This is a genomic window from Rhizobium sp. R339, from assembly GCF_002211395.1.
Lineage (GTDB): Bacteria > Pseudomonadota > Alphaproteobacteria > Rhizobiales > Rhizobiaceae > Rhizobium.
In genome coordinates this window covers 511,633-528,455 of sequence record NZ_LOKV01000023.1, presented here as the reverse complement: position 1 = coordinate 528,455, position 16,823 = coordinate 511,633, and the positions used below count along the sequence as shown (strand labels likewise).

Genomic DNA, 16,823 nt, shown 5'->3' with positions numbered 1-16,823 from the left:
GGCCGTAGGGCTTAGCCCTCGGGCCACCGGCTATGCACGTCGAAGCCTTCGCCGGTCAGAAGCACAATCGTTTCATAAAGCGGCAGGCCGACGACATTGGTGTAGGAACCCACCATTTTCTGCACGAAGGTGCCGGCGAGACCCTGTATGCCGTAGGCGCCCGCCTTGCCGCGCCACTGGCCCGACGCCAGGTAGTTTTCGATCTCGAAGCCGGAAAGACGCTTGAAGCGCACCTTGGTCTCGACGATCTTCTGGCGGATCTTGCGATCCGGCGTCACCAGGCAAACGCCGGTATAGACGAGATGGTTTCGCCCGGAAAGCAGATGCAGCGAACTCAGCGCCTCATCGGCGAACTCGGCCTTGCCGAGAATGCGCCGCCCGACGGCGACCACCGTATCGGCCGAGAGGATATAGCTGCCCTTCCAGGTGATATCGCCCTTGATGGCGGCAAGGGCGGCTTCCGCTTTCTCAGCCGAAAGCCTTCGGGCGAGCGAGCGCGGATGCTCCGACTTCTTCGGCGTCTCGTCGATATCCATCGGCATCAGGCGCGAAGGCTCGATGCCGGCCTGATTGAGCAGATCGACGCGACGGGGCGAGCCCGAGGCCAGAATGAGCTTGTATTTCAGCGCCATGGAACCTCGACCATCGGCAGACGGGGGCCGGGTAAGCTTATTTGAAACGGTAGGTGATGCGGCCCTTGGTCAGATCGTAGGGCGTCATTTCCACAAGCACCTTGTCGCCGGCGAGAACGCGGATGCGGTTCTTGCGCATGCGACCGGCCGTGTGGGCGATGATCTCGTGCTCGTTTTCAAGCTTCACGCGGAATGTCGCATTCGGCAGAAGTTCGGTAACGATTCCCGGGAATTCGAGGACTTCTTCTTTCGGCATATAGTGGTTTTCTTCCTGTGGGTTGAAGAGGCAGCGCAACGCGCGCCTTTAAAATTTGGGCGGAAACTACACAATCAAGGCAGGTTTGTGAACCTTGTTGATCGGGCTTTCCGTCATTTGTTTTCACGCCGATTGCGCGGCAACGCCTTTTCTTTTCAGCAGCCGGCTTTCGATGAGGCCTGCGAGGTGATTGCGGACCTCGCGGTAGCTTTCCAAAATCTGCTCGCGCGTTCCGGTGACGACCGTCGGATCCATGGTCGGCCAGTAGACCACATCGACCGCGTTCGACCGTGTCAGCTCCAGCGCGGCATGATGAGCCTGCGGTGAAAGCGTGATGATCAGATCGAAATAGTCGTCCTCGAGCTCATCGAGCGTCTGCGGCTGGCGGCGCCCGAGGGAGAGCCCGATCTCATCGAGCACGGCATCGACGAAGGGATCGCGCTCGCCGGCGCGAACGCCGGCGGACCGTATGTAGGTATTGGCTGGCAGAATGCTACGGGCGATGATCTCGGCCATCGGCGAGCGGATGGCGTTCAGCCCGCACATGAAGAGGATGGCGCCCGGTCTCTTTCCGTCCTCGACGTCGGCGGCGAGTTCCATGGCCGTCATCCACGCCAGTAGAGCACGCAGACCAGCGTGAAAAGACGCCGGGCGGTGTCGAAATCCACCTCGATCTTGCCGGCCAGCCTATCCCTCAGCGTCTGCGAACCTTCGTTGTGGATGCCGCGGCGGCCCATGTCGATCGCCTCAATGCGGCTCGGCGTGGCCGACCGGATCGCCTCGTAATAACTCTCGCAAATCATGAAGTAGTCTTTGACGATGCGCCGGAACGGCGTCAGCGACAGGATATGGGTGGCGACGTCGCCGCCCTCTTCGGTGGTGATGCCGAAAACCAGCTTCGCATCGACCAGCGAGATGCTCAGGCGATAGGGCCCGCCGGCATGGCCGAGCGGCGCGAAGCTGTTTTCCTCGATCAGGTCGAAAATGGCGACCGCGCGCTCATGCTCGACATCGGGCGTCGAACGGCCGATCGTATCGTCAAGGACGACGTCGCAAAGCCGGAAATCGCCCTTCGCCATGCCCTCACCTTTCGAGGTTGAGGCGGATCGCAACCGACCGCGCATGAGCATCGAGGCCTTCGGAAACGGCAAGCGCGATCGCCGCCGGGCCGAGGTCGCGCAGCTGCTGCGGGCCAAGGCGCAGGATCGAGGTGCGCTTGACGAAATCGAGCACCGAAAGCCCGGAGGAGAAGCGCGCCGAACGCGCCGTCGGCAGCACATGGTTCGAGCCGCCGACATAATCGCCGATCACCTCGGGCGTATGGGCGCCGATGAAGATCGCACCGGCATTGCGGATGCCGTCGAGCAGCCGGTCCGGATCGGCGACGGCAAGCTCCAGATGCTCGGCGGCGATGCGGTTGGCAAGCGGAATGGCCTCTCTCAAATCGGCAACGAGGATGACCGCGCCGAAATCGCGCCAGCTTGCCGCCGCCGTCTCGGCGCGGTTCAGCGTCTTCAGCTGGCGCTCGACAGCCTGCTCCACCGCCTTGCCGAATGCGGCATCGTCGGTGATCAGGATCGCCTGGGCGCTGACATCATGCTCGGCCTGCGCCAGAAGGTCGGCGGCGATCCAATCGGGATTGTTGTCCTTATCGGCAATGACGAGTACCTCGGAGGGGCCGGCGATCATATCGATGCCGACGGTGCCGAAGACATGGCGCTTGGCGGCGGCGACATAGGCATTGCCGGGGCCGGTGATCTTGGCGACCGGCGCAATCGTCTCGGTGCCATAGGCGAGAGCGGCAATCGCCTGGGCGCCGCCGACACGGTAGATCTCGGTGACGCCGACGAGTCTGGCGGCAGCGAGCACCGCCGGATTGACGGCGCCGCCGGTGGCGGGAACGGCGATGACGATGCGGTCGACGCCGGCGACCTTGGCCGGCACGGCATTCATCAGCACCGAGCTCGGATAACTCGCCGTGCCGCCCGGCACATAGAGGCCGACCGCCTCGATCGCCGTCCAGCGCGAGCCGAGGCCGACGCCCATGTCGTCCTCGTAAACATCGTCCTTCGGCAGCTGCCGGCGATGGTGGCTCTCGATACGGAGTGCCGCAATCTTCAGCGCGCCCAGCACTTCCGCAGGCACCGCCTCGATTGCCGCATCGATCTCCTCAGGCGTGACACGCATCGGGACTTTCGCGAAATCGATGCCGTCGAATTTCAGCGAATATTCGGCCAGCGCCGCATCGCCGCGCGCCCTGACGTCATCGATGATGGCGCGAACCACGGCGTTCACATCCTCGGAGACTTCGCGCTTCGTCGTCAGAAAGGCAGCGAAATGCTGCTCGAAACCTTCCGATGCCTGATCCAGCCAGATTGCCAAGACCGATATTCCTTCTCAACTCGAAACCGCGATATTCAAACTTCAGGCGTCACGCGTTTCACGGATGACGAGGCTTGCCGACCGCCGCCCAGGCGCCGCCGACATCGGCCATCTGGACCTCGATGCATTCGACGTCGAGCGCAATCGAAGCGGCTCCGGACAGCGCCAGCTCGATCGTGCCGTCCGGCCCCTCGCCCTTCTTTTCGAAGCGCAGCGCCAGGAGCGACAGCACCTCGTCACGTTTTCCGCGATCGAAGCCGAGCGAGCGCACAGCGAGCACGCGCTTGAAAACCAGCGCAGCCCGGCGGCGCTCGAAACCCCTCCGCTTGCGCTCGGCACCTTCCCAGACGAAACGATTGGCGGCAAGGGCGAACTGCGCGCCGCGCGGCGACCAGTCTATGTCGCCGACCTTGAAGACGCTGTCCTGCACATGCGCGGAAATGATCGCAAGATCCTCGTCATCGAGCGCAACAAGCTTCAGATCGGTCATTCAGTCTTATCCCAGCAGGCACCGCCGGAATGGCGATGCGTCAGACAAGGGAAATAAGATGCTGCGGCGAATTACGCAACCGGGATGAGCTGGCTTACTCGCTGATGCGCTCGACGACGGCGCCGCAGCGGGTCAGCTTCTCCTCGAGCCGCTCGAAACCTCGGTCGAGGTGGTAGACGCGGGAGACCGTGGTTTCGCCTTCGGCGGCAAGGCCGGCGATGACGAGCGAGACGGAGGCGCGCAGATCGGTCGCCATGACGGGGGCACCGCGCAGGCGCTGGACACCCTCGATCTTCGCCGTCTGGCCGGAGAGCGTGATCCTGGCGCCGAGGCGGGCAAGCTCCTGCACATGCATGAAGCGGTTTTCGAAGATGGTCTCGGTGACATGCGAAATGCCGGAGGAGCGGGTCATCAGCGCCATGAACTGCGCCTGCAGATCGGTCGGGAAGCCCGGGAACGGATCGGTGACGATATCGACCGGCTTGATGCCGGCGCCATTGCGCCTGACGCGCATGCCGTTGTTGGTCGCGGAGATGTCGGCGCCGGCGCGGCGCAGGGTTTCCAGCGCGGTGTCGAGCAGCGCCACATCGGTATTTTCAAGCACGACGTCGCCGCCGGCCATGGCGACAGCCATGGCGTAGGTGCCGGTCTCGATGCGATCCGGCAGGACGCGGTGACGGGCGCCGGAGAGCGAGGTGACACCTTCGATGGTGATGGTCGCCGTGCCGGCGCCCGAGATCTTGGCGCCCATGGCATTCAGGCAGTTGGCGAGGTCGACGACTTCAGGCTCGCGGGCGGCATTGCCGATAACAGTCGTACCGCGGGCAAGCGTTGCCGCCATCATCATCACATGGGTGGCGCCGACCGAAACCTTCGGGAAGGTGTAGCGCGCGCCGATCAGGCCGCCATTCGGCGCCTTGGCGTTGATGTAACCGGCATCGATCTCCATGGTCGCGCCGAGCGCCGTCAGGCCTTCGATGAAGAGATCGACGGGACGCGTGCCGATGGCGCAGCCGCCCGGCAGCGAGACGCGGCAATGGCCTTCACGCGCCAGCAGCGGGCCGATGACCCAGAAAGAGGCGCGCATCTTCGAGACCAGCTCATAGGAAGCGGTGGTATCGACGATGGTGCGGCAGGTGAAATGGATCGTGCGGGCGTAGGAATCTTCCTGGCGCTCGCGCCGGCCGTTGACGGCGACATCGACGCCGTGATTGCCGAGGATGCGCATCAGGAGCTCGACATCGGCCAGATGCGGCACGTTTTCCAGCGTCAGCGTATCGCTGGTCAGAAGCGAGGCGATCATCAGCGGCAGTGCGGCATTCTTGGCGCCGGAAATCGGGATGATGCCATTCAGCTCATTACCGCCGACAATTCTGATACGATCCATGTGCGCTTACTTCCTGAAAGTTCTGCCTTGAAAGGAGGAGTGGTGTTTAAGGGATTTATCAAGCCGCTTCAATTCGCGACGGACGGAACATTACGATTCGTCCATTTTTGCGGCGGGCAGGCCATTTGTCTCGTCGGCCTGCCCGGAACGGCGGGCACGAACCTGCTGTTTGCGTCTCGAAAGATTTTCCCTGAGCTTTTCGGCGGCGCGCTCACGGCGCAGTTTCGCCTGTGCCTCGATCGCCTGTTTGCGGCTCTGCTGGCCGGTTTCGGTCTTTTCGTTCATATGAGCAGAATTAACCGAATTCGCGCCGATCCAAAAGTCCCTCGCATCGCAATCCACGCGAAGTTGGATTTTGCGGCTTGCGCTTGTCGTCAAGCTGTGGCAATAGCCGCCCCGTTCCCGCAATTGAGCCGCCCGGCTCGCACGGGTCCTGGTCCTGCTGCCGTAGCTCAGTGGTAGAGCACACCCTTGGTAAGGGTGAGGTCGGTGGTTCAATCCCACTCGGCAGCACCAGTTTTCTCTCAGATTTCCAACATTATTTCTTGCGGACTCGGCTGGCCCCTCATCCGGCTGCCGCCACCTTCTCCCCGTGAACGGGGAGAAGGGAACAAGTTGCAACCTTTCCGCTCCTCGCAGGCTTCGCATAGGCCACGTCCCCTCGCCCCGTTTACGGGGAGAGGGTTAGGGTGAGGGGCACCCATCCGCAGGAATCGGACAGCGTTGCAGGGCAGTCGGGAATTTCGGTTACCTCGAGATAATAGGGTACGAACGGCGAAAACTGCCACAGCTCGAACACTTCTCCGGTTACCAGCTCCTCACCTGGAATTGATTTGTGAGGCCATGCAGTCGTCCCATCGAACATGCCTTCGATATACCACCGCTCAAAGTTCTCCGACCAAGCGTAGGCAGCAAGATCTATCACCGTGCCTTCACCGTACCGGCGCAGGGTAGCCCGCAGATATTCCCGCTGCATTCTTGGAACGATCTCGGTAGAAATGCGGGTCAAGAACGCCTCTTGTGGGGACGCCTCTGCGCCGTGACCGAGGCCCGGCATGGCCAGCGCCGAGCAGAGAAAAGCAGCCTGGATCCATATTCGATCGAAACCCATGTCGAGCCCTCAGCTTTCCCGCACATGGTAGTGGTGGCAGCGCGCCGGCGCCATACAACTCATGTGCGACCCGCGAAAAATTCCTTTTGGCATGCAAACGCCGACGACCACCTTCCGCAGGCTGATATTTCGTCTCATCGGCAACGAACGATTCACCATTGTTGACCGCAAAAATCTCGCTAGAATGCCTATCATGGCGGCGTCTCCCTTGAAGAATGGGAAGGCGCGGCATCTTAGTTCTGTCGAAAATCGCGGAGGAGCGTCGATGGCAACTGAAAAATGGAACGACCCGGTCAAGGTCGGTTTCGAAGACACCGACCTCAGAACCGTCAACGGGCCGTTCGATGCCCTGAAATGCCTGGCGGATCTCTGGCCGAGCGCGCGCGGGCTGCATTATATCAAGGCTCGCAGCACCTGCCGGGCAGCGCTCGACGGGCGCAAAAGCGTGGAAGAGGCGAGAGCCGAATTCCTGGCGGCGGCCGAAGAGGCGAAGCTGAAGCTGCATTAGCGGTTTAGCAGGATTTCCGGCTCTCGCTGAATAAAAGCGTGCCGGAACGATACATTGTTTAATTTTCACTTAACCCTGCATCGATGAGGTGCCGGGTTTTGGGTCAAAAGGCGTTGCACCTGACGCGGATGCTTCGATAGGAAACACCCAGCCATCATGATGATGGTGAGAGGCTCGTCACCGGAAACGCAGGCGAGCCTCGTCCGAGCCGGCCTCTATTTCAGCAGGCTGTGCCGCCCTCGCTCTCCACCTCGACATAACCGACACCGATGATGGTGCCATCCGCCGCGCGGATGAAGGACGGCAGATAGTGCGGTTCCATCTGATCGCAGGCGGGCGTTCCGGTATATTCGTTGAGGGCGATCTGATCCTTCGGCAGAGCCGAATACTCCGCGCCGGTCGTTTCCAGGGCGGCATAGGCGGAGCCGGCAAAGACGCCGCAACCTGTTATCAGGCTCGCTGCCCAGAGGCGAAGAATGAGCTGCATGGTGGTCTCCAGCATTTAGATCCGGCATGACAACCCCCAGGGCGGCGCTTTGGTTCCCTTGTCAATGCGGGGATATGAGCGCGATTCCGCACGGACGACGGGTTACCTCCTTGGCGGAAACTGTGGCTGTTTCCATATCTCACTGCAGTCAGAGAGAGATGACGACGATGAAAGTGCTTCTGTCCGCCTTGTTTGCCGTAGCATTGCTGGCCGGCTGCTCTTCGGCCGACAGCCCGGCGCTGGAACCCATTCCCGGCAGCATCACCTATGGCGGCCAGCCGCGCACGAAGCTCACCAAGTCGCCCATCGGCAGCGCCGTCTACAATCAGTTCTACAACGAGAGCGGCCAGCGCGTGGAGGAGACCTATATTCTGCAGCCGGATCGCAGCCTCAAACTGGTGCGGCGCGAGGTCGGACCGGATTTCCCCGACTGAAACTCGCTCCAGACACAGCGGCGCTTGACAGAGGCTGAAATCGCGAACATTCAAGGAACATCTAATCTTTCCCGGTGATTCTGCGGGAGCCCGACCGGACGGCTGGATGTACCTCGAAAAGCTCAATCCCCAGCAGCGCATGGCTGTAGAGCATGGCACGCTCACCGACGGCAGCCATATTGCCGGGCCGCTGCTGGTCATTGCCGGCGCCGGTTCCGGCAAGACGAACACGCTGGCGCACCGGGTCGCCCATCTCATCGTCAAAGGCGCCGATCCCCGCCGCATCCTGCTGATGACATTCTCGCGCCGGGCCGCCGCCGAGATGGCGCGGCGGGTCGAGCGCATCTGCCGCGATGTGCTGGGGCCGAATGCCGGCGTCATGGCCGACGCGCTCAACTGGTCCGGCACCTTCCACGGCATCGGCGCGCGGCTGCTGCGCGACTATAACAAGCAGATCGGCCTCGATCCCGATTTTACCATCCACGACCGCGAAGACAGCGCCGACCTGATGAACCTCATCCGGCACGATCTCGGCTTCTCCAAGACGGAAAGCCGCTTTCCGGCCAAGGGCACCTGCCTTGCCATCTATTCCAGGGCGGTGAATTCGGAGACGGCGCTCGACCTCGTGCTGCGCGACGCGTTCCCCTGGTGCGCGGCCTGGGAGAAACAGCTGCGTGAGCTTTTCGCCTGCTACGTCGAGGCCAAGCAGAGCCAGAACGTGCTCGATTACGACGACCTCCTGCTCTACTGGGCGCAGATGGTGGGCGAGAGCGTGATCGCCGAGGATATCGGCAGCCGTTTCGACCATGTGCTCGTCGACGAATACCAGGATACGAACAGGCTGCAGGCCTCGATCCTGATGGCGCTGAAGCCACAAGGCCAGGGACTGACCGTCGTCGGCGACGATGCCCAGTCGATCTATTCCTTCCGTGCGGCGACGGTGCGCAACATCCTCGATTTTCCCGCATCCTTCAGCCCGGCCGCCAATATCGTCACGCTCGACCGCAACTACCGCTCGACGCAGCCGATCCTGGCGGCGGCCAACGCCGTCATCGATCTCGCCGCGGAGCGTTTCACCAAGAACCTCTGGACCGAGCGGCAATCGGCCGAGCGGCCGCGCCTCGTCAATGTGCGCGATGAGGCTGAGCAGGCGCGCTATGTCGCCGACAAGGTTCTCGACAATCGCGAGGAGGGCCTCAAGCTCAAGCAGCAGGCCGTGCTTTTCCGCGCCTCGCATCACAGCGGGCCGCTGGAGGTCGAGCTGACCCGGCGCAACATTCCCTTCGTCAAGTTCGGCGGGCTGAAATTTCTCGACAGCGCGCATGTGAAGGACATGCTGGCCGCCCTTCGCTTCGCGCAGAACCCGCGCGACCGGGTGGCCGGTTTCCGGCTGATGCAGATCCTGCCGGGCGTCGGGCCGTCGACGGCGCAGAAGGCGCTCGACCTCATGGCCGAGGATGCGAGCCCGCTGTCGGCGCTCGCCGCCATGCCGGCGCCACCGCGCTCCGGCGAGGATTGGACGGCATTCGTTTCCATGCTGCAGGAGATGAAATCCGGCAAAGCCGGCTGGCCGGCGGAAATCGGCCTGGCGCGGCAATGGTACGCGCCGCATCTGGAACGGCTGCATGAAGACGCTTCGACGCGGCAGGCCGATCTCTTACAGCTCGAGCAGATCGCCGGCGGTTATGCCTCGCGTGAGCGCTTCCTCACCGAACTCACCCTCGATCCGCCGGATGCGACCAGCGACCAGGCCGGCGTGCCGCTTCTCGACGAGGACTATCTGATCCTTTCCACAATTCATTCCGCCAAGGGCCAGGAATGGACGCGGGTCTTCATGCTGAATGTCGTCGACGGCTGCATTCCGAACGATCTCGCCGTCGGCACCACGGCCGAAATCGAGGAGGAGCGGCGTCTGCTCTATGTGGCAATGACGCGCGCCCGGGACGGGCTCGACCTCGTCGTGCCGCAGCGCTTCTTCACCTATGGGCAGAATGCCCAGGGCGACCGGCACGTCTATGCCTCGCGCAGCCGCTTCATTCCGGCAACGCTGCTGCAGTTCTTCGAGGCCTGCAGCTGGCCCCAGGTGAAATCGGAATCCGCCGCTCAAGCCCAGGCACGGCAGGTGCGCATCGATGTCGGCGCCCGCATGCGCGGCATGTGGCGATAATGCATGTCGCCCGGAAGTGTGCAGCGGTTCCGGGATAACGACATGCATAAAACCAAAGAGCTAAACGCGTCGCATGGAATCCGATCCATGCGACGCGCTTTCGTTCGGTCTTGAGCTGGCGCTCAATAATCCCAGAATACCGGCACCCAACGGAAGGCTTCGCCTTCGACCGCCACCCGGCCGACGGACGGGAACGGCAGGTGGGTCGCCACCAGCTGTTCGCCGGTCGCCGCCAGCTCCCGCAAAAGTTCGAGGCGAACACGAGCCGCCTCTTCGGGATCATGTTCGAAGCCGTTGTACCAGTCAGGATGCTCGAACCCGACCGCGAACACGGCGTCGCCGGCGAATGTCAGCCGGTCGCCGCCCGATGCCAGGCGAACCACGCTATGGCCGGGCGTGTGGCCGCCGGTGCGGCGGACGACCACGCCCGGCGCCACTTCGGACTGCTCGTCGAACAGCTTGAGATGGCTGCCGTATTCGCCGAGGAACCGCTTTGCCGTTGCCCGAAGCGCATCCGGAAAGCCGGGCGGCATGGAGACGTGGCTGAAATCGGGCGCCTCCCAGAACTTGGCCTCGGCTGCCGCCACGTGGATCCGGAGGTCCGGACGCAACCGATCTTTCACCCCATCGACCAGCAGGCCGCCGATGTGATCCATGTGCAGATGGGTCAGCACCACGTCGGTCACCGATGCAAGATCGATGCCGGCGCCTTCCAGCCGCTTGATCAATTGGCCGGCGCGCGGCAAGTTCAGGTCCGGATCCAGCCCGAGCCCGGCGTCGATGAGGATGGTCTGAGTGCCGCTGCGCACGAGGACCACGTTCAGCGCCCAGTCGAAAGCGTCGCGCGGCAGGAACATATCGTCCAGCCAGACGGCACGGTCAGCCGCGTCGGCGTTGTGCCCCAGCATCGCGGTCGGCAGCGGCAGCACGCCGTCGCTGATGATCAGCACGTCGATTTCGCCGATCCGCACCGCATAACGCGACGGAACCAATTCTTCCTGCTTCGGCCTGCCAGTCTCCTGCTGACCAGTCATACGGGGTCTTGCTTCTGCCTGCGACATGGTGCGCTCCTGTTTTTTCGTGATCGAGAGGTGCCGGTTAGGGCTCACGTCGCGGACACTATGCCGAAGCGTGTTTGGCGGTCGATCAGGTCAAAGGAGAGGCAGAGCTAGGCCTTAGGATAGGCGAGCCTATAGCTTCAGCGGGCCACCGCGAAGGTTTGGTGGTGAAGAGACTGGCGTGAAGAAGCATCGGTTCTCGCCTGCCGAACTGTGCCTGCACTCGGTATTCAGAGGGTGTCGCGTCAGAGCGAAAGCGGCGGCTCGGCCGGTTTCAGGAAGCGCTCGACAATTGCCGGCTCGACGGCCTCGACTGACGCCGGCGACCATTTCGGATTGCGGTCCTTGTCGATGACGGCGGCGCGGATGCCTTCGAAGAAATCCGGATTGTGCAACATCTGCAGGCAGGCGCCGAGTTCGCGGCCGAGGCATTCGGCAAGCGAGGCGCTGCGGCGGCCGGCTCTCAGCAGATGCAAAGCGAGCTTCAGGCTGGTCGGCGAACGTGTCAGCAGCACCCGCCGCGTTTCGGCGGCGAAGTCTCCCTCCTCCCGGGCGAGCGCCGTCAGAATCTCCTCGACACTGTCGAAACCGAATGCACGGTCGATCACTGCCGCGTTCTGCCGCAGCCGGCTCTCATCCGGAGGCTCTGCGAAGGCCTCCAAGGCGGCATCGACATCGATCGACGAACTGCCGCGCGGCAGGGCGGACAGCGCATCGATCACCTCGCCGAGCCGCGACGAGGCGATCTGAAGATCGGCAAGGCCGGCATGGATCGCGTCCGCCGCGCCGATATCGAGCCCGGTCAGGCCGAGCCATGTGCCGGCTTCGCCGGGTGCCTTCGGCAGCAGCCAGGTGGCGCCGATATCGGGAAGATAGCCGATGCCGGTTTCCGGCATGGCAAGGCGCGTACGCTCGGTGACGACGCGGTGGCGGCCATGCGAGGACAGGCCAACGCCGCCGCCCATGGTGATGCCGTCCATTAGCGCGACATAGGGTTTCGGGTAGAGGGCGATCTGGTGGTTGAGGCGGAATTCCTCGCGCCAGAAACTTCCGGCGAGGCCATCGCCGGCGCGGGCGCTCTCATGCAGGGCGCGGATATCGCCGCCGGCACAGAAGCCGCGTTCGCCCTCCCCCGTCACGACCACGCTCGCCACCTCGGCATCGCCGGCGAAGTTATCGAGGGCCTCGGCGATCGCCCGGATCATCGGCAGCGTCAGGCTGTTCAGCGCCCGCGGCCGGTTGAGCCGGATGATGCCGGCAGTCCCCCGCCGCTCGATGATGACTTCGCCGTCCTGCATGATCCACCTCCGCTGTTGGATTCTTTACTGGTCAGATTGAAGCACTCCGCCCAACAAAAACTCGAGGACATGAATAGACGACGATGGAGCGTCGCTCCAGTCGATTTGCGAGGGGGGGACCGGTTCAGGCGGAAAGCGAATTGCGGGCGGAGGCCGCGCCGTCGCACCTGGCGGCATATTCGATGGCGAGTTCCAGCGGCAGCGGCCGCGAGAAATAATAGCCCTGCGCCAGGCGAACGCCGATCGCCTTCAGCCCCTCGGCAATTTCCTCGCTTTCGACGCCTTCGGCGACGGAGGCGATGCCGAGATTCTGGCAGAGATTGGCGACCGAGCGGGTGATGTTCATGCAGCGGGCGTCGCGATCGAAATTCATCACGAAACCCTTGTCGATCTTCAGCTTGTCGAAGGCGAGACGATGAATATGGCTGAGGCTCGAGAAGCCGGTGCCGAAATCATCGAGCGCGATCGAGATGCCGGCGGCGCGCAGCATCGAGATGACCCGGTCGGCGGTGTCGAAATCGGAAAGCAGCGCCGTTTCGGTGATTTCGAATTCGATCCGTCTGGGATCGACGCCGGATCGGGTGATCATCGCGAGCAGCGCCATCGAGGTCTCGTGGTCGCAAATATCGCGGGCCGAGAGGTTGAAGGAGAGCCTCAGATGTCTCGGTATGATCGCCAGCGCTTCGAGCGCCTGGGCAAAGAGGATGCGGGTCATTCGGCCGATGACCGCCGTACGCTCAGCGGCCGGAATGAAGGCATCGGGGCTGATGCGGCCGAAGCGGGCGCTGTCCCAGCGGGCGAGCGCCTCGTAGCCGACGACGCGGCCGCTCTTCAAGTCGACGATCGGCTGATAATCGAGCTTCAGTTCCCGGGCAAAATCTCCCGCCTGCAATTCGAGTTCGATCAGGTAGCGCTGGCTCAGGATCTTCTCATGATCGGCCGAGAAGAACTCGACGCCGCTGCTGCGCTTGCTCTTGACCTGATAGAGGGCGAAATCCGCCTTCTCGTAAAGATCCTCGGCCGTATAGCTGCCGGCGTCGGGATAGACGATGCCGCAGGAGCCGAAGACGCGCACCGAGCCGTCGGGGATTTCAAAAGGGTCGCGCACGGCGGCGCAGAGCGCCTGGCCGAGATCGGCAATCGCCTGCCGCGTCATCGAGCAGGGAAAGATGATGCCGAACTCATCGCCGCCGAGGCGGGAGACGATGCCCTCTTCGCCGACCAGCGCGGTGAAACGGCGGGCCGTCTCCCAGAGCACCAGATCGCCCGCGGCATGGCCGAAGACATCGTTGACGGGTTTGAAGCCGTCGAGGTCGATAATGCCGATGACGGGCGGCGCGGCCGGATTCTCCTGCAGCCGCGTTTCCAGCGAGAGGAAGAAGCTGCGGCGGTTGGCAAGGCCGGTCAGCTGATCCTGCAGCGCATTGCGACTGTTGACGAGGTTCAGTTCCTCGGCTTCCACCCGCTTCTGCTTCAGCTCCTCGGTCAATTGCACGAGGCCGACGAAATTCTGGAAATAGCTGTTGATCACGCGGAGGAAGGGCGGGATCAGGAAGAGGCCGCTGACGGCGGTCGCCACGAAAACCGGATTGCCAGAAAACATGAAAGTCCCGACCATCGCCGAAAAGGTGATGACCGTGGTGATCGCCGCCGCCATCGGCAGGTGCATGAGGCAGAAGATGCAGGAAATGCCCGTGACGACGAGGAAATAGGCGATCTGGCCCTGCTGATAGGCATCGCCATATTGGTAAAGCGCGATGGCCCAGCCGCCGAAGGCGGCGGCGAGCACGCAGGCGCCATATATGGTGACCTTCATCAGCCTGTATGCCCGCTCGGCGGTCACGTTTTCCTTGCCCCGGACCTCCCACCAGCACAGACGGAAGACGCAGACGACGCTCAAGGCCACGGGAACGTAAAGCGAGAGCCACAGCGGCGCGGATTTGACATGGGTGATCGCCACCGCGAGGGCGTTTATGATCAGGAGGACGTAGAGAATGGGGATCTGCGACGCCAGGGCCTGGAACTGCGCCATCAGAAAGGTCGGATTGTCTCGTCGCAGCTGCAGCGCCGCCAGAAAGTTCTTCATGTTTTCTTTTCCGTCGGCAAAAGCCAGCCAGAGAAAGCTTGATGTTTCCTTATTCACGTAGCGTCATGCGAACCCCGCAGGCACGGGGATGGTATACAGGCTATTGCCGCCGGCGTGCGCCGCTCAGAAGGAAGCAGCGGCGAGTGCGCGGTGGATGCTGTGAAGGTCGTCGACGTTCTTGTTCGACAGGAACAGTTCCCAATCGAGCGAACTCTGGACGATGGTTTCCAGCGAATCGTAGCGGGGCTTCCAGTCGAGCACCTGCCTGGCGAGCGAAGCGTCCGCGACGACGCTTGCCGAATCCCCGGCCCGGCGCGGCGCCATGTGGATCTTGAATGAATGGCCGTGCAGACGCGTGACCATGTTCAGCACGTCGAGGACGGAATAGCCGCTGCCATAACCGCAATTGGCGACAAGCGGGCCCTTGTTCTTGCGCAGGTGCTGCAGCGCTTTCAGATGCGCATCGGCAAGATCGGTGACGTGGATATAGTCGCGCACGCCGGTGCCGTCATGGGTGGGATAATCGATGCCGTAGACATGGACGCTGTCGCGCTTGCCGAGAGCCGCCTCACAGGCGACCTTGATCAGGTGCGTGGCGCCCGAGGTCGACTGGCCGGTGCGGTGTTGCGGGTCGGCGCCAGCGACGTTGAAATAGCGAAGTGCGACATAGTTGAAATCATAGGCGGCGGCGGCATCGCGCAGCATGAACTCGGTCATCAGCTTCGACTGGCCGTAGGGATTTTCCGGATTGAGGGAAGCCGTCTCCTTCACCGGCAGATCGCTCTTCTGCTGGCCGTAAACGGCCGCCGTCGAGGAGAAGACGAAATTGCGGATGCCGGCCTTGATCGCGGAGCTCAGAAGCGCGCGGGTCTTGCCGGAATTGTTGTCGTAATAGGAGAGCGGGTCGGCGACCGAGACCGGGACCACGGCGGAGCCGGCGAAATGGATGATCGACTCGATGTCGTTTTCGATGAAGATCTTCTTCAATATGTCGGGATCGGCGATATCACCGAGATAAAAACGCGCCGCCGGCGCCACCGCCCAGCGGAAGCCGGTGGAAAGGCGGTCGAGCACGACCACGTCCTCGCCCGCGTCGATGAGCGCCCAAACCATGTGACTGCCGATATATCCGGCCCCGCCCGTCACCAAAACCGCCATGTCCCGCATCCCTGCTTTCGTTTTATAGGCAGGGGCATCAGGCGCCGGTTTTTCTTTCCAATCTTCTTATCGGAGCGTCGTTTGGCAGGCTTTGAACCGGTATGTTTGGAGTCGTGGTTAGAGGCCGATTTCAGGCTTTGCTAGAGTTTTATCGATCCGGCGATTCCGGCACAAAATTGGCCGGACCACCGATACTTCAGAGTTTGGCGATATAGGTGCAGAGGCGCTCGGCCGCGACCGCCACCTGGGCCGGATCACGCAGGAAACAGGCACGCAGGAAGAGTTCGCCGCCGCGGCCGAATGCGGCCCCGGGAGCAAGGCCGACGCCCGTCTTGTCGACGATGTCGATTGCGGCCTTGCGGCTATCGGTGACGCCGTCGATCTTCAGGAAGGCATAGAGCGCGCCGTCCGGCTTCAGCGTCTCGACGCGGTTGGTGGCGACAAGTGCGTCGCAGAGAATATCGCGGGAACGGGCCGCCTTGGCGATGTTGGCGCGCACGAAATCATCGCCTTGATCGAGGGCGGCGACAGCGCCCTTCTGCATGAACTGCGCCACACCCGACGTCGAATACTGGATAAGGTTTTCGAGCACCTGCCCCATCTCGGGCGGTGCGACGATCCAGCCGACGCGCCAGCCGGTCATCGACCAGTTCTTCGAGAAGGAATTGACGAAGATGATCTTGTCGTCCGGCTCCATCACGTCGAGGAAGGAGGGTGCGCGGCCTCCGGCAAAATAATAAAGGGCGTAGATTTCGTCCGCCATGATCCAGAGGTCATGTTTGCGGGCAAGCGCCAGAATTTGGCCGAGATCCTCCCTTGTCGCCGTCCAGCCCGTCGGGTTCGATGGCGTGTTGATGAAGATGCCCCTCGTCTTTTGCGTGATCGCGGCTTCGATGCGATTGAGATCGATCGCCCATTTGCCGTTTTGGAACTGCAGCTCGACGCCCACGGAGCGCGCCCCCGCTATTTCGAGGGCAGCGGCAATGTTCGGCCAGGCGGGGGTGAGGTAGACGAATTCGTCACCCGGCGAGGTCAGCGACTGCACGGCGAGCTGGATCGCCTGCATGCCGGAGCCGGTGACATAGAAATGCTCGACCGGCAGCCGGACGGAAAAGTGCCTGTGGTAATAATCCGAGAGCGCCTGACGGAGCTCCGGAATGCCGCGCTGCCAGGTGTAGAAGGTCTCGCCGGCGGCAAGCGCCTCCATCGCCGCCCGGCTGATGAAATCGGGTGTCGGCAGATCGCCCTCCCCCACCCAGAGCGGCAGCAGGCCTTCGCGGCCGCGGGCATAATTGACGACTTCGACGATCCCGCTTTCGGGCGCCGCAGTGGCGCGCGGGCTAAGGCTGCTTAAGATCGACATGCATAT

At 62.7% G+C, this 16,823-nt stretch carries 18 protein-coding genes and 1 tRNA gene; 4 read left to right on the top strand and 15 right to left on the bottom strand.

The annotated features are described in order from the left end of the window. Positions 1–11: 11 nt before the first annotated feature. From ATY76_RS21880 to ATY76_RS21845, 8 genes are all read right to left on the bottom strand, one after another. Positions 12–632, bottom strand: a complete 621-nt coding sequence (locus tag ATY76_RS21880; protein ID WP_010028866.1) for a Maf-like protein — start codon at positions 630–632, stop codon at positions 12–14. A 37-nt stretch (positions 633–669) separates the two neighbouring features. Further along, positions 670–888: a translation initiation factor IF-1 gene (gene infA, locus ATY76_RS21875; protein ID WP_003545338.1), complete on the bottom strand. Its 219-nt coding sequence runs from the start codon at positions 886–888 to the stop codon at positions 670–672. 123 nt (positions 889–1,011) lie between these two features. Beyond that, the gene (locus ATY76_RS21870; protein WP_190233707.1) at positions 1,012–1,497 is read right to left on the bottom strand and encodes a low molecular weight phosphatase family protein; all 486 of its coding nucleotides are present in this window, start codon (positions 1,495–1,497) and stop codon (positions 1,012–1,014) included. Continuing rightward, positions 1,494–1,967: a UPF0262 family protein gene (locus ATY76_RS21865; protein ID WP_088676781.1), complete on the bottom strand. Its 474-nt coding sequence runs from the start codon at positions 1,965–1,967 to the stop codon at positions 1,494–1,496. The genes ATY76_RS21870 and ATY76_RS21865 overlap by 4 nt, the downstream gene beginning before the upstream one ends. Positions 1,968–1,971: 4 nt before the next feature. Beyond that, the gene (hisD, locus tag ATY76_RS21860) at positions 1,972–3,270 is read right to left on the bottom strand and encodes a histidinol dehydrogenase (RefSeq protein WP_088676780.1); all 1,299 of its coding nucleotides are present in this window, start codon (positions 3,268–3,270) and stop codon (positions 1,972–1,974) included. A gap of 58 nt (positions 3,271–3,328) precedes the next feature. Continuing rightward, positions 3,329–3,760 carry a DUF2948 family protein gene (locus tag ATY76_RS21855; protein WP_088676779.1) on the bottom strand — a complete coding sequence of 144 codons (432 nt, stop codon included), beginning with the start codon at positions 3,758–3,760 and terminating at the stop codon, positions 3,329–3,331. 94 nt (positions 3,761–3,854) lie between these two features. Next, positions 3,855–5,147, bottom strand: coding sequence for a UDP-N-acetylglucosamine 1-carboxyvinyltransferase (gene murA, locus ATY76_RS21850; RefSeq protein ID WP_088676778.1), 1,293 nt, complete (start codon positions 5,145–5,147; stop codon positions 3,855–3,857). Between the two features lie 90 nt (positions 5,148–5,237). Continuing rightward, entirely contained in the window at positions 5,238–5,432 is a 195-nt protein-coding gene (locus ATY76_RS21845) for a hypothetical protein (protein ID WP_088676777.1), read from the bottom strand. 156 nt (positions 5,433–5,588) lie between these two features. Here ATY76_RS21845 and ATY76_RS21840 point away from each other — a divergent pair. Beyond that, positions 5,589–5,663, top strand: a tRNA-Thr gene (locus ATY76_RS21840). Positions 5,664–5,817: 154 nt separating this feature from the next. Here ATY76_RS21840 and ATY76_RS21835 read toward each other — a convergent pair. Continuing rightward, entirely contained in the window at positions 5,818–6,258 is a 441-nt protein-coding gene (locus tag ATY76_RS21835; RefSeq protein ID WP_088676776.1) for a hypothetical protein, read from the bottom strand. Positions 6,259–6,523: 265 nt separating this feature from the next. On the opposite strand from ATY76_RS21835, the gene ATY76_RS21830 reads away from it, so the two are divergent. Continuing rightward, a complete protein-coding gene (locus ATY76_RS21830; RefSeq protein WP_088676775.1) occupies positions 6,524–6,766 on the top strand; it encodes a DUF982 domain-containing protein in 243 nt (80 codons plus the stop codon). A gap of 220 nt (positions 6,767–6,986) precedes the next feature. Here the strand turns inward: ATY76_RS21830 and ATY76_RS21825 are convergent, their stop codons facing one another. Continuing rightward, entirely contained in the window at positions 6,987–7,253 is a 267-nt protein-coding gene (locus ATY76_RS21825; RefSeq protein ID WP_088676774.1) for a hypothetical protein, read from the bottom strand. Positions 7,254–7,420: 167 nt separating this feature from the next. On the opposite strand from ATY76_RS21825, the gene ATY76_RS21820 reads away from it, so the two are divergent. After that, positions 7,421–7,687: a membrane lipoprotein lipid attachment site-containing protein gene (locus ATY76_RS21820; protein WP_088676981.1), complete on the top strand. Its 267-nt coding sequence runs from the start codon at positions 7,421–7,423 to the stop codon at positions 7,685–7,687. 106 nt (positions 7,688–7,793) lie between these two features. Continuing rightward, positions 7,794–9,854 (top strand): ATP-dependent helicase, encoded by a 2,061-nt coding sequence (locus ATY76_RS21815; RefSeq protein WP_088676773.1) that lies wholly within the window; start codon positions 7,794–7,796, stop codon positions 9,852–9,854. Positions 9,855–9,976: 122 nt separating this feature from the next. Here ATY76_RS21815 and ATY76_RS21810 read toward each other — a convergent pair whose 3' ends face one another. The 5 genes from ATY76_RS21810 to ATY76_RS21790 form a co-directional block, all read right to left on the bottom strand. Next, complete coding sequence (locus ATY76_RS21810) at positions 9,977–10,915, bottom strand: MBL fold metallo-hydrolase (RefSeq protein ID WP_088676772.1); 939 nt, start codon at positions 10,913–10,915, stop codon at positions 9,977–9,979. Positions 10,916–11,157: 242 nt separating this feature from the next. After that, positions 11,158–12,210, bottom strand: a complete 1,053-nt coding sequence (locus tag ATY76_RS21805) for an enoyl-CoA hydratase/isomerase family protein (RefSeq protein WP_088676771.1) — start codon at positions 12,208–12,210, stop codon at positions 11,158–11,160. A 124-nt stretch (positions 12,211–12,334) separates the two neighbouring features. Further along, positions 12,335–14,296, bottom strand: coding sequence for an EAL domain-containing protein (locus ATY76_RS21800; RefSeq protein WP_088676770.1), 1,962 nt, complete (start codon positions 14,294–14,296; stop codon positions 12,335–12,337). 123 nt (positions 14,297–14,419) lie between these two features. Then, complete coding sequence (gene galE, locus ATY76_RS21795) at positions 14,420–15,454, bottom strand: UDP-glucose 4-epimerase GalE (protein WP_088676980.1); 1,035 nt, start codon at positions 15,452–15,454, stop codon at positions 14,420–14,422. Positions 15,455–15,650: 196 nt separating this feature from the next. Continuing rightward, the gene (locus tag ATY76_RS21790; RefSeq protein ID WP_088676769.1) at positions 15,651–16,817 is read right to left on the bottom strand and encodes a pyridoxal phosphate-dependent aminotransferase; all 1,167 of its coding nucleotides are present in this window, start codon (positions 16,815–16,817) and stop codon (positions 15,651–15,653) included. Between the last annotated feature and the right edge of the window lie 6 nt (positions 16,818–16,823).

Coding starts and splice junctions, on each gene's coding strand:
- galE (WP_088676980.1), bottom strand. CDS start 15,454: ATGGCGGTTTTGGTGACGGGCGGGGCCGGATATATCGGCAGTCACATG.
- ATY76_RS21835 (WP_088676776.1), bottom strand. CDS start 6,258: ATGGGTTTCGATCGAATATGGATCCAGGCTGCTTTTCTCTGCTCGGCG.
- ATY76_RS21820 (WP_088676981.1), top strand. CDS start 7,421: ATGAAAGTGCTTCTGTCCGCCTTGTTTGCCGTAGCATTGCTGGCCGGC.
- ATY76_RS21880 (WP_010028866.1), bottom strand. CDS start 632: ATGGCGCTGAAATACAAGCTCATTCTGGCCTCGGGCTCGCCCCGTCGC.
- infA (WP_003545338.1), bottom strand. CDS start 888: ATGCCGAAAGAAGAAGTCCTCGAATTCCCGGGAATCGTTACCGAACTT.
- ATY76_RS21810 (WP_088676772.1), bottom strand. CDS start 10,915: ATGTCGCAGGCAGAAGCAAGACCCCGTATGACTGGTCAGCAGGAGACT.
- ATY76_RS21805 (WP_088676771.1), bottom strand. CDS start 12,210: ATGCAGGACGGCGAAGTCATCATCGAGCGGCGGGGGACTGCCGGCATC.
- ATY76_RS21790 (WP_088676769.1), bottom strand. CDS start 16,817: ATGTCGATCTTAAGCAGCCTTAGCCCGCGCGCCACTGCGGCGCCCGAA.
- ATY76_RS21825 (WP_088676774.1), bottom strand. CDS start 7,253: ATGCAGCTCATTCTTCGCCTCTGGGCAGCGAGCCTGATAACAGGTTGC.
- ATY76_RS21865 (WP_088676781.1), bottom strand. CDS start 1,967: ATGGCGAAGGGCGATTTCCGGCTTTGCGACGTCGTCCTTGACGATACG.
- ATY76_RS21830 (WP_088676775.1), top strand. CDS start 6,524: ATGGCAACTGAAAAATGGAACGACCCGGTCAAGGTCGGTTTCGAAGAC.
- murA (WP_088676778.1), bottom strand. CDS start 5,147: ATGGATCGTATCAGAATTGTCGGCGGTAATGAGCTGAATGGCATCATC.
- ATY76_RS21855 (WP_088676779.1), bottom strand. CDS start 3,760: ATGACCGATCTGAAGCTTGTTGCGCTCGATGACGAGGATCTTGCGATC.
- ATY76_RS21870 (WP_190233707.1), bottom strand. CDS start 1,497: ATGACGGCCATGGAACTCGCCGCCGACGTCGAGGACGGAAAGAGACCG.
- ATY76_RS21815 (WP_088676773.1), top strand. CDS start 7,794: ATGTACCTCGAAAAGCTCAATCCCCAGCAGCGCATGGCTGTAGAGCAT.
- ATY76_RS21800 (WP_088676770.1), bottom strand. CDS start 14,296: ATGAAGAACTTTCTGGCGGCGCTGCAGCTGCGACGAGACAATCCGACC.
- ATY76_RS21845 (WP_088676777.1), bottom strand. CDS start 5,432: ATGAACGAAAAGACCGAAACCGGCCAGCAGAGCCGCAAACAGGCGATC.